The sequence below is a fragment of the Kitasatospora sp. NPDC038210 genome, from assembly GCF_055600605.1.
Map to the genome: position 1 here is coordinate 243,721 of NZ_JBVJYK010000003.1, position 12,963 is coordinate 256,683.

General features: G+C 70.5%; 12 protein-coding genes. 7 read left to right on the top strand and 5 right to left on the bottom strand.

Annotated elements, in window-relative coordinates; genetic code table 11:
* Positions 1 to 30: 30 nt before the first annotated feature.
* The 4 genes from ACZ7KX_RS07550 to ACZ7KX_RS07565 form a co-directional block, all read right to left on the bottom strand.
* Positions 31 to 1,173: a glycine amidinotransferase gene (locus tag ACZ7KX_RS07550; RefSeq protein ID WP_470325737.1), complete on the bottom strand. Its 1,143-nt coding sequence runs from the start codon at positions 1,171 to 1,173 to the stop codon at positions 31 to 33.
* Between the two features lie 31 nt (positions 1,174 to 1,204).
* Positions 1,205 to 1,402, bottom strand: a complete 198-nt coding sequence (locus ACZ7KX_RS07555; RefSeq protein ID WP_470325738.1) for a ferredoxin — start codon at positions 1,400 to 1,402, stop codon at positions 1,205 to 1,207.
* 23 nt (positions 1,403 to 1,425) lie between these two features.
* On the bottom strand, positions 1,426 to 2,556 hold the full coding sequence (locus ACZ7KX_RS07560; protein WP_470325923.1) for a cytochrome P450: 1,131 nt from the start codon (positions 2,554 to 2,556) through the stop codon (positions 1,426 to 1,428).
* 107 nt (positions 2,557 to 2,663) lie between these two features.
* Positions 2,664 to 3,815, bottom strand: a complete 1,152-nt coding sequence (locus ACZ7KX_RS07565) for a glycine amidinotransferase (protein ID WP_470325739.1) — start codon at positions 3,813 to 3,815, stop codon at positions 2,664 to 2,666.
* Between the two features lie 266 nt (positions 3,816 to 4,081).
* Here ACZ7KX_RS07565 and ACZ7KX_RS07570 point away from each other — a divergent pair, with 266 nt between their 5' ends.
* From ACZ7KX_RS07570 to ACZ7KX_RS07600, 7 genes are all read left to right on the top strand, one after another.
* Positions 4,082 to 5,125, top strand: coding sequence for a methyltransferase (locus ACZ7KX_RS07570; RefSeq protein WP_350521569.1), 1,044 nt, complete (start codon positions 4,082 to 4,084; stop codon positions 5,123 to 5,125).
* Between the two features lie 384 nt (positions 5,126 to 5,509).
* Entirely contained in the window at positions 5,510 to 6,868 is a 1,359-nt protein-coding gene (locus ACZ7KX_RS07575; RefSeq protein WP_470325740.1) for a DUF6002 family protein, read from the top strand.
* Between the two features lie 55 nt (positions 6,869 to 6,923).
* Entirely contained in the window at positions 6,924 to 8,105 is a 1,182-nt protein-coding gene (locus tag ACZ7KX_RS07580; protein ID WP_470325741.1) for a GNAT family protein, read from the top strand.
* A complete protein-coding gene (locus ACZ7KX_RS07585) occupies positions 8,102 to 9,433 on the top strand; it encodes a hypothetical protein (RefSeq protein WP_470325742.1) in 1,332 nt (443 codons plus the stop codon). Before ACZ7KX_RS07580 ends, ACZ7KX_RS07585 begins: the two co-directional genes overlap by 4 nt.
* A 31-nt stretch (positions 9,434 to 9,464) precedes the next feature.
* Complete coding sequence (locus ACZ7KX_RS07590; protein WP_470325743.1) at positions 9,465 to 10,106, top strand: methyltransferase; 642 nt, start codon at positions 9,465 to 9,467, stop codon at positions 10,104 to 10,106.
* A 93-nt stretch (positions 10,107 to 10,199) separates the two neighbouring features.
* A complete protein-coding gene (panD, locus tag ACZ7KX_RS07595; RefSeq protein ID WP_350521564.1) occupies positions 10,200 to 10,616 on the top strand; it encodes an aspartate 1-decarboxylase in 417 nt (138 codons plus the stop codon).
* A gap of 38 nt (positions 10,617 to 10,654) precedes the next feature.
* On the top strand, positions 10,655 to 11,605 hold the full coding sequence (locus tag ACZ7KX_RS07600; protein ID WP_470325744.1) for an ATP-grasp domain-containing protein: 951 nt from the start codon (positions 10,655 to 10,657) through the stop codon (positions 11,603 to 11,605).
* 62 nt (positions 11,606 to 11,667) lie between these two features.
* Here ACZ7KX_RS07600 and ACZ7KX_RS07605 read toward each other — a convergent pair whose 3' ends face one another.
* Complete coding sequence (locus ACZ7KX_RS07605; protein ID WP_470325745.1) at positions 11,668 to 12,903, bottom strand: MFS transporter; 1,236 nt, start codon at positions 12,901 to 12,903, stop codon at positions 11,668 to 11,670.
* Between the last annotated feature and the right edge of the window lie 60 nt (positions 12,904 to 12,963).

Sequence of the window (12,963 nt, forward strand, 5' to 3'; positions counted from 1 at the left end):
TGCTTCCCTACGACACGAGTGGGGACCGGGTCAGATGTACTCCTCGGCACCGCCCGTGCGGACCGTGTCGAGGGTGAAGCAGTGGAAGCCGCCGCCGAACAGCCGGCGGTGGCGGTGGCGGACCGGGACGACGGTGAAGCGGTGCTCCTCCAGGGTCCGGATCAGCGTCTTGCAGGCGTCGTTGACCATGACGGTGTTCTCGTCGATGGAGAGCACGTTGAGGTCGATGTACGGGCTGGGCGGGATGGGGTCGCCGTTCTCGTACTGCGGGTAGTCGCTGATCTGCGGGGCCGGCGGCACGATCACGTCCCACGTGCGCAGCGGCTCGGGCAGGTAGTCCAGCACGTCGGCCGAGCGGAGCAGCAGCGTGCCCGGCCTCAGCGGCACCACGACGCTGTCGATGTGGCTCTGCGTCAGCTTGTCCATGCGGTGCACCCGGAAGCGCCCGTCGAGGTGGCGCTCCAGCCAGTCGTAGGCCAGTGCGTGGTTGCGGTTGGCGACGTTGACGATCAGGTCGCGCCCGAGCCGGAGGCAGTTCGCGGCGTCGATCATCGGCTCCAGGCCGGAGTCGTACGGGGACGGCTGCGGGTTCTCCGGGACCTCGATGTTGGGCGCGGGGTTGTCGTTGTCCGGGTCGAAGGAGGCGTCGGTCATCATCGGCCGCGGCATGACCGTCCAGCGCGCCCCCTGGGCGAAGTAGCCCATGAAGGTCGGCTTGAGGAACTGGTTCTCGAAGTACCGGGCGCGCAGGGTCGGCGGGGTCTCGATGATCTCGTCGCCCATGACGAGGGTGTTGTCGCGCAGGTTGAGCGGGGGCACCACCGCGGCGTCCCAGGCGGGGGTGGTGACCCGGGTGAGGTCGGCGGCGGGCTCCAGCGGGCGGTGCACCGTCACCCCCAGGGCCTCCAGCTGCTCGACCACGCCCTCCACGTCCTCGATGAGCTCCCGGAGGAACCGCTCTTTGAGGGCCAGGCGGTCGGGCTCGTTGCGCAGCCGGCGGGCCTCGCTGTCGCGCCAGGTCGACAGGCTCGGGAAGTAGCCCCGGGTGCCCGACAGGTTGTCGCTGATGAACATGTCGAACGACAGGTCGCGGATGCGATCGGCGTACCCGTCCGCGGAGCCGACGATGATCTCCTTGAGCGGGGTGAAGTCGTCGAAGCTGTTGAGTCGCATGGGAGCGGTGCCCTTCTCGGCGGGGTGGCGGTCAGGAGTCGGTGGTCGTGATCGCCTGCACCGGACAGCGCCTGACCGCCTCGTCCACGGCGTCGTGCAGATCCTCGGGCGGCGTGTCGTCCAGCAGGACGACGAGGCCGTCGGTGTCGTCCTGGTCGAAGACCTCGGGCAGGGCCATGGCGCACTGGCCGGCCCCGATGCAGGTGTGCGTGTCCACGGATACGCGCATGGTGTCCTCCGGTGCGGTCGGCGTCACCAGGTGACGGGCAGGCGGTGCACCCCGTACACGCTCCGGTCGGTGGCGAGCGGGACTTCGTCGGTCGGAACCGCCAGTTCGAGCGTCGGGAAGCGGTGGAAGAGCGCGGGGAGCGCCGCGCGCATCTCCATGCGGACCAGGTTCTGGCCGAGGCACTGGTGGATGCCGTAGCCGAAGGCGAGGTGGCCGGTGGTGCGCCGGCCGAGGTCCAGCCGGTCGGCCTCGTCCTGGAACCAGTTCGGGTCCCGGTTGGCCGCGGACAGCGACACGGTGACGGAGTCGCCGGCCTTGAGGTGCTGCCCGGCGAACTCCAGGTCCTCCAGCGGGGTCCGCGGCACGCCGAAGTGGAAGATCGTCAGGTAGCGGAGCAGTTCCTCAACCGCGTTGTCCACGATCGACGGGTCGGCGAGCAGCCTGGCCAGCTGGTCGGGGTGGGACAGCAGGGCGTGGACGCTGAGCCCGAGCGAGCCCATGGTGGAGTCGTGGCCCGCCGTCAGCAGCAGCACCCCGACGCCGGCGATCTCCTCGGTGTCCAGCGTGCCGTCCTCGGCGAGCGACCTGAGCAGACCAGGGGTCTCGTCCTTCGAGCGGCCCGCGGCGATCTCGCGCACCACGGCGTACAGCTGGTCCATGGCGGCGGAGGTCTCGGCCGCGGTGGACTCCAGGTCGAAGAGCCGCTTGCTGTTGTGCTGGAACTCCGCGCGCTCGTGGTACGGGACGCCGAGCAGCTCGCAGATCACCTGCGAGGGGAGGGGCAGGGCGAAGGCCTCGACGAGGTCCGTCCCGGGGCCGGAGCGCTCCAGGCCGGACAGCAGCTCGTCGACGATCCGGTCGATCTGCGGCCGCATCTCCCGCATCCGGCGCGCGGTGAACTGGCCGGCCAGCTGCTGCCGCAGCCTGGTGTGCTCCGGCGGGTCCATGTCGACCAGCCAGCCGGGCAGCGCGGGGACACCGAAGAACGGATCCGCGCCGGGCCGGTACACCGGTGCCCGCTTGAACTCGGAACGGGCGCTGAAGCGGGGATCGGTGAGCATCTGGCGGGCCAGCTGGTGGCTGGTCACCACCCAGCCGACGTGGCCGTCCGGGTAGCTCATCCGCCGCAGCGGCTCGACGGACTGCCACTCCATCAGGTCCACGGGCGGATCGAACGGACGGACGCGCTCGGTCGGATGGGATGGCACGGGGTCCGTGGGCACGGTCGACCTCCTTTCGTGTGAGAGGCGCTGCCGGTCGATCAGTCGAGGTAGTCCTCGGGACCGCCCTCGCGGACCGTGTCGAGGGTGAAGCAGTGGAAGCCGCCGCCGAAGAGCCGGCGGTGGCGGTGGCGCACCGGCACGACCGTGAAGCCGTGGCGCTCCAGCTCGCGCATCAGCTCGGGGGACGCCTCGTTGACCAGGACGGTGTCGGGGCTCACCGAGAGCACGTTGAGATCGATGAACGGGCTGGTGAGGATCAGGTCGTCGTCCGCGTACTCGGGGAAGTTGTAGGTCTCCGGAGCCGGCGGGATGATGACGTCCCAGCTGCGCAGGGGCTTGGGCAGCAGGTCGACCACGGCCTGCGAGCGGCACAGCAGCGTGCCCGGGCGCAGGGCCAGCACCATGCTGTCGATGTGGCTGTCGCTCAGCTTGTGGACGCGGTGGACGCGGAAGCGGCCCTCCAGGTGCCGCTCCAGCCAGTCGACGCCGAGGGCGTGGTTCTCCGTCGCGATGTTGGCGACGATGTCCCGGCCGAGGCGCAGGCACTGCGCGGCGTCGAAGAGCATCTCGTGGCCGACGTCGTAGGGCGACGACTGCGGGTCCTCGATCGGCTCCATCGGGCCGCCGGCCTTGCTGGAGCGCGCGTACGACAGGTCGAAGGAGGCGTCGGTCATCAGCGGCCGGGGCATGGTCGACCAGCGGGCGCCGCGCCGGAAGTACTCCTGGAACACCGGCTTCAGCAGCTGGGTCTCGAAGTACCTGGAGCGGATCATCGGCGAGGTTTCGATGATCTCGTCCCCGGCTATCAGGGTGTTGTCGCGCAGGTTCAGCGGCGGGACCACCGAGGCCGACCAGGCCGGTGTCCGCACCTCTGCGGTCTCCGGGGCTACGTCGGTCGGCCGGTGCACCGTCACTCCGAGGGAGGTGAGGGTGTCGACCAGGCCCTGCAGGTCCTCGTTCAGCTCGGCGACGTAGCGCTGCTTGACCGGGATCCGGGTGCCGCCGGCGGTCGGGTCGCCGCTGCGGGACGTCAGGCGCGGGTAGTACCACTCGGAGCGGTTGTCCCCGGCGATGTTGTCATGGAAAAAGAGTTCAAAAGAAAGCTCACGCTCGTGTGAAACATAGTTCTCGGCCGAGCCTACGATTATTTCCCTAAGGGGTGACCATTCATCAAAGCTATTCAGCCGCACTGACGCTCCCCGTATATGTGTGCACTGACCGAAAGGGAAGGCAAGTTACACGACAAACTTTTGTCATGCTAAGCACAGTGAACTCTGTGACGCAACGTCACCCGTGAGCCGCGGCGGTGTAACCTGCGTCACATCGGCGGGTGGTTGACGGTGTCCACGCAATCGATCAATACTCCGGTTTGCGTAGCTGCTACGTCATCAGATGGCGCGAATCCACCCAACCATCCGGATCTTCACGAGAGTTCCGGTGCGGAGGCTCAGAGGCAATGCCAAGCCAGCAAAAGAGTGGCCCTGACTATCAGCAGTTCGACTTCCTCATGAACGCGCCGGCGCTGTTCAACGCCGCCGCGACCGGGGCGGAGCTGCGTCTCTTCATCTACCTGTCGGAGAACCCCGGTTCCGACTTCGAGGCGCTGCGTGAGTTCTCCGGCGTCCCGGCCCACCAGCTCCGCGTGCTGCTGCAGGGGATCTGCGCGGCCGGTCTGATGGAGCGCACCGACGGGAAGTACCGCAACTCCGCCGTCGCCGAGGACCTCCTGGCGTCCGACGAGCCCGACAGCTGGGCGCACACCCTCATCGGCTGGAAGGAGATCTACTACCCCGCCTTCGGCCAGATGACCAAGGCCCTGAAGGCCGGCACCAACACCGCGCTGGAGAGCTACCCCGGCGACGAGCCCACGCTCTACAAGCGGCTGACCCGCAACCCCGAGCTGGAAGCCGTCTTCCACAAGGCGATGGCGGCCTTCACCCTCGCGTCGATCAACGACCTGGTGGAGCGCGAGGAGTTCGGCACCGTCAGCCACCTGCTGGACATCGGCGGCGGCGACAGCACCACCACGGCCCGCCTGCTCGCCCGCTACCCGAACATGCGCTCGACGGTCTTCGACCAGCCGAGCGTCTCGGAGCTCGCCCACGGCAAGGAAGCACAGGCCTTCATCGACCGGATCGACCTGGTCACCGGCGACTTCTTCGACACCCCCTTCCCCGAGGGTGCCGATTCGGTGCTTTTCAGCCACGTGCTGGGCATCTTCTCCCCGGAGCAGATCGTCACCCTTCTCAAGAAGGCCTATGACGTGCTGCCCAGCGGCGGCCGGATCTTCATCTACGACTACAACGTCACGAATGAAGAGACCACCGGAATCTACGGCGCGCGGCTCGGCCTCTACTTCAACATTCTCGCCAGCGGTACGGGAATGGCCTATCCCGCGGAGGACTTCGAGGGCTGGCTGAGCAAGGTCGGATTCGTCGACGTCAGGACCGTCGGGGAACTCGACTACGAGCACGGCTTCCACATCGGAGTCAAGCCGTAGTAGACGCGTAAAACGGGTGGCACGACCTGCTGAGGCTTCCGGGAGCAGGCCGTGCCACCGTCTCGCGGAGCGTTGGGAAACAGCGGCGACGTGGAATTCCGTGGGCCGCCCCCGCCGCATGTCGGCCGTTCGGTGGTCCGTCCGGTCTGCGACACCATGAACGCGCGTCCGCTGCCGTGGCCCGGCGCCCACCGGCGCTCGGCGCTCGCGGCCTCCCCCCGGGCACGGTCCGGCGCGTGAGGCGGTCGACCACGACGGCCGAGCCGGCAGGCAGGCGGCGACCACGCGCGCGGACTGCGGACGTCCACCCCGTCACGGACGAAGAACTCGTCGGCCGAACATGCCGGTCCGTGGCCGGGAACAGTATCCGAAAGGTACGGAAAAGTGGTTCTCGACAACGCTCTTGTCCAGTACTACGACGAGATCCGAGCGACACTGCGGGACCTCCTGGGCGACCGGGACGACAACGACACCGACGGGTTCACCCCGGGCGTCGAACTGCCCGAACTCACTCCCGCCATGCGCGAGTACCTGTCAGTCTCCGCCCTCGGCCACGTCGGGATGCCGTCGTACCGGGGCCGGCGCCTCGCACTGCTCGACCTCACCCGCAACCCGGCCACCATGACCACCAAGACCTTCGCGTCGCTGGTCATCGTCGCCAGGGCGATCCGCTTCATCCAGGACACCGGCCAGCGGGTCACCATCGTCACGCCGTCCTCCGCCAACAAGGCCATCGCCATGCGCGACGCCGTGCTGCGGGCCATCCGGACCGGCCTGGTCGACGCCTCCCAGCTCAACGTGGTCACGGTGGTCCCCGAGGGCTCGGTGGCCAAGCTGCGCTCCTCGGAGCTGTTCACCGACCCCGCACTGCGGGCGCGCAACCCGATCGCGGTCTACGGCGGCGAAGCGCCCGGCACGGTGAAGACCATCGCCCTCGGACTCGCCGAGCAGTTCCGGGGCCGGGTGGAGAAGGAGTGCGAGACCAACCTCTGGTACACCCTGCAGCTGGAGAACTACCTGGCTGCGGACGTGGTCAGGGCGCTGGCCGAGGCCGAGCTGTTCCCCTCGGCGCCCGACGAGGCCCGGCTGCACGTCCACGCGGTGTCCAGCGCGTACGGCCTGCTCGGCCACGCGTACGGGCGCAGCCGGCTCCCCGAGGACGTCCGGGCGCGGACCCTGCCGCCGCGCTACCTCCTGGTCCAGCACCTGGGCGCGCCCGACATGGTGCTCAGCCTGTACAACGACGGCTCCACCGACACCGCCAACCTCCCCGCGTACGCCCTCGACGCCGAGACCGGGCTGTACGCCCAGGGCGCCGACCCGCACTACCCGGCCACGACCTTCGACCCGGGCGAGACGCTCGACCCGACCTTCTACACCCGGAACCCGCCCACCTCCCCGCGGATGAACGAGATCATCCACAGCCAGGGCGGCGCCGGCATCGTGGTCTCGCTGGCCGAGTGCCTGAGCCGCTACGGGCAGGTCCGCGCGATGCTCGGCGCGGCGGGGGTGCAGCTGCCGGCGAACCCCACCGAGCTGCGCGAGTGGTCGCTGACCATGGCGGTGACCGGCGTCCTGAACGCGGTCGACCGCGGGCTGGTGACCGAGACCGACATCCTGGTCCACGGGTCCGGCAGCTACACGGCCCGGGACTACGGCCACCTCACCGTCCGCGACCTGCACCCGGTGGAGGACGCCGAGGACCTCAAGAACGTGGTGCTGAAGGCCGCGTCCTCCTCGTGACCGCCGCTCCCGTACCGCCCGCACGAACCGACGACCTGCCGAGGTGAGATCCGACGTGCTTCCCGCCGTCCCGCCCCCGCGCTCCCCGCTGCCCCAGCGGCTGCGCATGCACGCCGGCTACCACTGGCGCAACAGCGGCAACCACGTCCTGGCCACCGCGCGGGCCGCGTGGGACGTCCGGGGCGGTGCCGGCGTCCCGGCCGTCCGCTCCGAGGTCGGCGGCCTGTCGGTGAGTTACGCGGGCCTGGCCGAGGGCCTCGCGTACACCCTGGAGTTCACCGAACTGCGGCGGGACGCCGACCGGCTCGGGGCCGCGCGCCGGACCGGCCGGCTGACCGGGGCGGCCCTCCGCGCGCCGGAGCGGCTGCCGGACGCGGACATCGTCATCGTCGGCACGAGTGCCGGGCACGCCCGCGAACTGCCGCGGGCCGCCTCCCTGGTCGTGCCGATGCGGGTCCACTTCGTGATCGACTTCGACGGGGACCCGGAGAGCGCGCAGCAGCGCATCTCCAGGCGGGAGCGCCAGCAGTTCCGGCGCGACCTGAAGGGCCACGACTGGACCTGGGGCCTCGACCGCGACCCGGCCTGGTTCGACCGCTTCTACGACGGCCACTACCGCCCCACCATGTTCCAGCGGCACGGGGCCCGGGAGCGCACCGAGACCAGGGACGTCTCCTACGAGTGCCTCTTCCGGAACGGCCGGATGTTCGTCCTCTCCGAGGGCGGCGAGCGGATCGGCGGGGCGCTCTGCCACTGGGACCGGGCCTCCCGCACCATGACCCTGCGCCTGCTGGGCGTGGCCGACGGCGCGCAGCAGCACTACGACAGCGGCGCGTTCAAGGCGATCTACCACCTCCTGATCGACTGGTGCGCCCGCCACGGCGTGCGCCGGCTCGACTTCCAGGGCACCGAGCCCTTCCTCAGCAAGGGCACCTACCAGTGGAAGCGGCGCTTCGGCACCAGCGTGGTCCTGCCGCCGAACCACTTCGGCCACAAGCGGCTGTGGTTCCAGGTCCGCAGCGACACCCCCGAGGTGCGGGACTACCTGGTCGCCAACCCGCTGCTCGCCGAGGCCCCGGACGGCTCCCTGGAGGCGGTCTACTTCCACGACGCGCAGCGCGCCCCGCGGCTCGACTACTCCGCCAAGTCCCCCGGAGTGGCGGGGGTGCGCGAGGTGGACCTCGACCGGTTCCTCGCCCCGGTGGCGGGCCGGCGGGCCGGAAGGGCCGGCTCGTGACCGCCCGGTGGTACGGCAGCGAGCCGCTGCCGCTCGGCAATCGGGCCGAACCGGCCGCCGTGCAAGCGGAGTTGGCGCGGCTGGCGGACGGCGAGTACGCCCACGTGGTGCCCTCCACGGCATCGCTGCGGCCGGTCCTGCTGCCGCGGGCCTCCTACGACGAGCTGTTCACCGCCACCGCGGCGCTGCTGGGCCTGCTGCGGCGGACCCTCCTGGAACGCGCACCCACGGCGGCCGGGCGGATCGCCGCCCTCGGCGCCGACGAGCGGATGTACCCCCTGTTCACGGCCGGCCCGGTGGAGGAGGACTACGCCACCTGCATCGCCCGGCCCGACGTCATGGTGGGCGCGGACGGCCCCAAGTTCGTGGAGTTCAACATCGGGTCCGGCATCGGCGGGGTGGTGGACACCGCCCTGCACACCGCCGCCTGGGTGGCGGCGTTCGGCGGCCCCGGGCGGATGCCCTTCGACGCCGTCGACCCGCTCGCGGTGCGCGACGACCTCTTCGTCCGCGCCGTCCGGGACCTCGGCGTCCCGCCCGCGGTGGCGATCGTCGGCACGCTCCGCGACTTCGGGGGGAACGGCCGCTACTTCGAGGTCCAGGCGGAGTCGCTGCGTCGGCGCGGCCTGGCGGCCGAGGTGTTCGAGCCCGAGGACCTGCTGGAGGGGCTCGGACTGCCCGGTGAACCCCGCTTCCGGCTCGGCCTGCGCCACTTCACCATCCTCGAATGGCGCGAGCACGGCATCGACCTGGCACCCGTGCGGACCGCGCTGGACGCCGGCGTCCACCTGATCGCGAGCCAGACCGCCTACCTGGTCGCCAACAAGAAGGTGCTCGGCTGGGTCTCCGAGGGGCGGCCGTGGATGACGGACCGGGACCGGGAGGTCGTCGCCCGCTACCTGCCGTGGACCCGGGTGGTCGGGGACCGTCCGGTCGAACGGCACGGCCGTACCGTGCCGCTGCCGGAGCTGCTGCTGGACCGGCAGGAGGACTTCGTGCTGAAGCCCGCCATCGGGATGAGCGGCGCCCAGGTCGTGGTGGGCCGCTCGTGCCCGCCGCGGACCTGGCGGGCCGTGGTCGCCGCGGCCGTCGCGGCGGAGGACCACATCGCACAGGAGCTGGTGGAACCGGTGCCGTACCGCATGGAGTTCGCCGGGCCGGACGGATCCGGCGGCCACGAGGCCGACGTGGTCCCGGTGTTCAGCCCGTTCCTGTTCGACCGGCGGGACGCCGGCTGCATGGTGCGCTACCTGCCGCCGGACCGGGACGGCGTGGTCAGCATCCACGGTCACGGCGCCCTGTCGAACGTGGCGCTCGCCCTCCGGTGACCGGCACCCGAACCCTTCCCAGGAGGATCGCATGACGACCTACGCGCAGGCCCGGTACGGACCGCTCTCGGTGTCCTACACGGCCGAACTCGACGGTGGCGGCAACGCCTTCGGGCGGGCCTACGAGCCGTTCGTCCGGTCCCGCTTCGGCCGGGTCGGCTCGGTCTTCGAGTGGTGTGCCGGCCCCGGATTCATCGGCTTCTCCCTGCTGGCGGCCGGTCTCTGCGACCGGCTCGACCTGGGCGACGTGAACCCCGACGCCGGGGCGGCGGTCGCGCGGACCGTCGAGGCGAACGACCTCGACGGGAAGGTGCGGTTCCACCTGTCGGACGGCTTCGACGACGTGCCCGGCGACCTTCGCTGGGACCTGATGGTCGGCAACCCGCCGCACGTCAACGCGGTCGCGGCCGGCTCGGAGTACCAGCACAGCCACTCCCCGCTGATCTGGAAGGACACCGACTGGGCCATCCACCGGGAGTTCTACGACGCGGCGGCGGAGCGGCTGCGGCCCGGCGGGTCCGTCGTCGTCCAGGAGAACCACCGGTTCTCCGCCCCGGAGGACTTCACCGGGATGGCCGAGAAGGCGGGCCTGGAGGTCGTCGGCGCCTTCGAGTGCGGCGACGGCTACGAGGACTACTACTTCGTCTGGTCCCGACTGCCCGAACATGCCTAGGGCCCGTGTTCAAACCCCCGTCGCCCCGCAGGCGGGGGCTCGAAGACGGGCCCTGGCAGTTCACCCCAAGACACCATGCAAGGAGACCGCATCATGTTGCGTTCCATGATGAAGTCCAAGATCCACCGCGCGACCGTGACCCAGGCGGACCTCCACTACGTCGGCTCGGTCACCGTGAGCGCCGACCTCATGGAGGCGGCCGACCTGCTCCCGGGCGAACAGGTCGACATCGTGGACATCGACAACGGGGCCCGGCTCACCACGTACGTCATCGAGGGCCCCCGCGACTCCGGGGTCATCGGCATCAACGGTGCCGCCGCACGCCTGATCAGCCCCGGGGACCTGGTCATCCTCATCGCGTACGGAACGGTCACCGACGACGAGGCCCGGGACCTCAAGCCCCGGGTGGTCTTCGTGGACGGCGACAACCGGATCGTGAGCCAGGACAGTGACCCTGCGCAGGTCCCGGCCGGCTTCGGCCTGACGCCCGGCAACCGGGTGTCCCGGTAGCGGTGGCCCACTCACCAGCGAGAGAAGGACTCACGCGTATGAACCCGGTGATCTCATGGATCTACCAGTCCGAGGACTCCGATCCGGCGGAGGTGGAGGCGTTCGAGGAGAGCATCACCCGGCGCTACTCGGTGCTGTCGCAGCCCCGCGGCTTCGACTTCCGGGTGATCAGGGCGACGGAGCTGGTGCCGTCCTGCGTGGGCCGACCCGTCCTGCGCCACGGCGGTGAGGACCTGCTGGAGCAGCGGCAGTGCTTCATCGTGGAGGACATGGCCACCGACCCGCAGGGCCTGCAGGCGCTGCGCGCCGTCTACCGCACCATCGAGGCCAGTGGATCGGTGCTGCTCAACCGCTCGTTCGACGGCCCCGACTACCTGGAGCGCGACAAGCTCGCACAGCTCCAGCACGCCGCCGGCCTGGGCATACCGACCGCGCCGACCGTCACCGTGCCCCCCGGCAGGTACGCCCGCCGGGCGATCGAGGAGGTGCGGCGGGAGCTCGGCGACGGACCGTACGTCGTCAAGCCGCGTGAGATGACCGGTGGTTTCGGTGTCCTGCGGGTCGACTCCGACCAGCAGCTCGCGGCGACGATCGACATCGCCGCCCAGGCCGGTTCCGGGTACATCGTGCAGCCCCTGATCGAACACCTCGGCGACATGCGGGTCTTCGTGGCCGACGGCAAGGTCGTGTCCTCCCTGACCCGCCGTCCCCGTCCCGGCGGCTACCTGGCCAGCGTCAGCCAGGGCGGGAGCATCGAGGTGAACGAGGACCACTTCGAGGTCGCCGAGTTCTGCGGCCGGATGGCGCAGGACCTGCGGGCCGAATGGATGTGCATCGACTGGCTGATGACCGAGTCCGGCCCGGTGCTCAACGAGTGGAGCACCGCGCACGGCGGCTTCACCATGATGCCCGAGCCGGAGCTCGGCAAGGTCGCGGACGCCTTCTTCGGCTGGATCCGCCGCCGGTTCGAGGCGCGGCCCGGCCGGTGAGCCGGTTCCGACCACGGTGACGAGGCCGCGCCGCCCTGTCGGGCGGCGCGGCCTCCGTCTGCTTACTGCGCCGGGCTCAGCCGACGCCGCAGCTGCACCACCCACACGACCACGGCGGCGAGGGTGATCGAGACGACCGCGGTGGCCATCCCGGCCCGGATGCCGACGGACAGGGTGACGGTGCTCGCCACCAGCGCGCCGAGCGGGACGCCCAGGCCCGAGGACAGCATCCGGCGGGTGGTGTTGACCCGGCCCTGGAGCTCGGACGGCGTGACCTCCTGGGAGTAGGTCATGGTGTTCACCAGGACGACGAGGTAGGCCGTGCCCCACACCGCGAGCGCCACCAGGGCGATCCGCCAGTCGGTGGTGAGGACGACGACGAGGCCGAGCAGCGCCCCGACCGGCAGCACCCACAGCAGCAGCGGGAAGGCGTCGAAGCGGCGCCGCAGCCGGGGCAGCAGCATGGACCCGCCGATGCCGCCGGCGCTCCACGCCATGTAGAGCAGGCCGATGCGCCCGTCCGAGCCGTGGATGCCCAGCACCCGGTCGGCGAAGACCACCAGCTGGCCGACGATGGCACCGCCGGAGAACGACTGGAGGGTGCCGACCACCGTCATGACCCGCAGGGTGGGGTGGCCGGCGAGGAAGCGCAGGCCCTCGCTGATCGACTCCTTGAAGCCCGGCCGCGCGCCCGCGGGTGCGATCCGGGCCGCGACATTGGTGACGGCCCTGATGAAGAGCGCCGAGACGGCGAAGCTCAGGGCGTCCAGGGCGAGCGTGCCGGCCGGGCGGAACAGCGCGATGAGCCCGCCCGCCACCGCGTTGCCGGCGATGCGGACGACCGTCTCCGCGCCGTAGATCGCACTGTTGGCCTGGGTCAGGCTCTCTTTCCCGACGATGTCGGGCACGAAGCCGTACACCCCCGCGTCGAAGAACAGGGCGAGGCTCGACGACAGGAAGGCCACCGCGACGACGTGGCCCGCCGTCAGCCAGCCCATCGCCCAGGCCAGCGGGACGGAGCCGATGCAGAGGGCGTTGAGCACGTCGGTGACGATCATCAGGGTGCGGCGGTCCACCCGGTCCGAGACCGCCCCCGCGATCAGGCCGAAGGCCAGGTAGGGCAGGGTCGCGGAGGCCGCGACCAGCGAGACCAGCAGCGGCGAGCCGCTCTCCTGGAAGACCAGGACGGGCAGCGCGACGGTGGTGATGGCGGACCCGAGGCCGGAGACCGCACGGGAGAGCCAGAAGTTCCGGAACCCCGCGACTTGGCGGAGCGGGACGGTCAGCGTGGTTGACATGTCGTTGGTGGATTCCTTGTCCGGGGCGGGCGTACGGAGGGCAGGGGGACGGAGAGGCAG

Coding starts and splice junctions, on each gene's coding strand:
- ACZ7KX_RS07550 (WP_470325737.1), bottom strand. CDS start 1,173: ATGCGACTCAACAGCTTCGACGACTTCACCCCGCTCAAGGAGATCATC.
- ACZ7KX_RS07555 (WP_470325738.1), bottom strand. CDS start 1,402: ATGCGCGTATCCGTGGACACGCACACCTGCATCGGGGCCGGCCAGTGC.
- ACZ7KX_RS07560 (WP_470325923.1), bottom strand. CDS start 2,556: ATGGAGTGGCAGTCCGTCGAGCCGCTGCGGCGGATGAGCTACCCGGAC.
- ACZ7KX_RS07570 (WP_350521569.1), top strand. CDS start 4,082: ATGCCAAGCCAGCAAAAGAGTGGCCCTGACTATCAGCAGTTCGACTTC.
- ACZ7KX_RS07590 (WP_470325743.1), top strand. CDS start 9,465: ATGACGACCTACGCGCAGGCCCGGTACGGACCGCTCTCGGTGTCCTAC.
- panD (WP_350521564.1), top strand. CDS start 10,200: ATGTTGCGTTCCATGATGAAGTCCAAGATCCACCGCGCGACCGTGACC.
- ACZ7KX_RS07600 (WP_470325744.1), top strand. CDS start 10,655: ATGAACCCGGTGATCTCATGGATCTACCAGTCCGAGGACTCCGATCCG.
- ACZ7KX_RS07605 (WP_470325745.1), bottom strand. CDS start 12,903: ATGTCAACCACGCTGACCGTCCCGCTCCGCCAAGTCGCGGGGTTCCGG.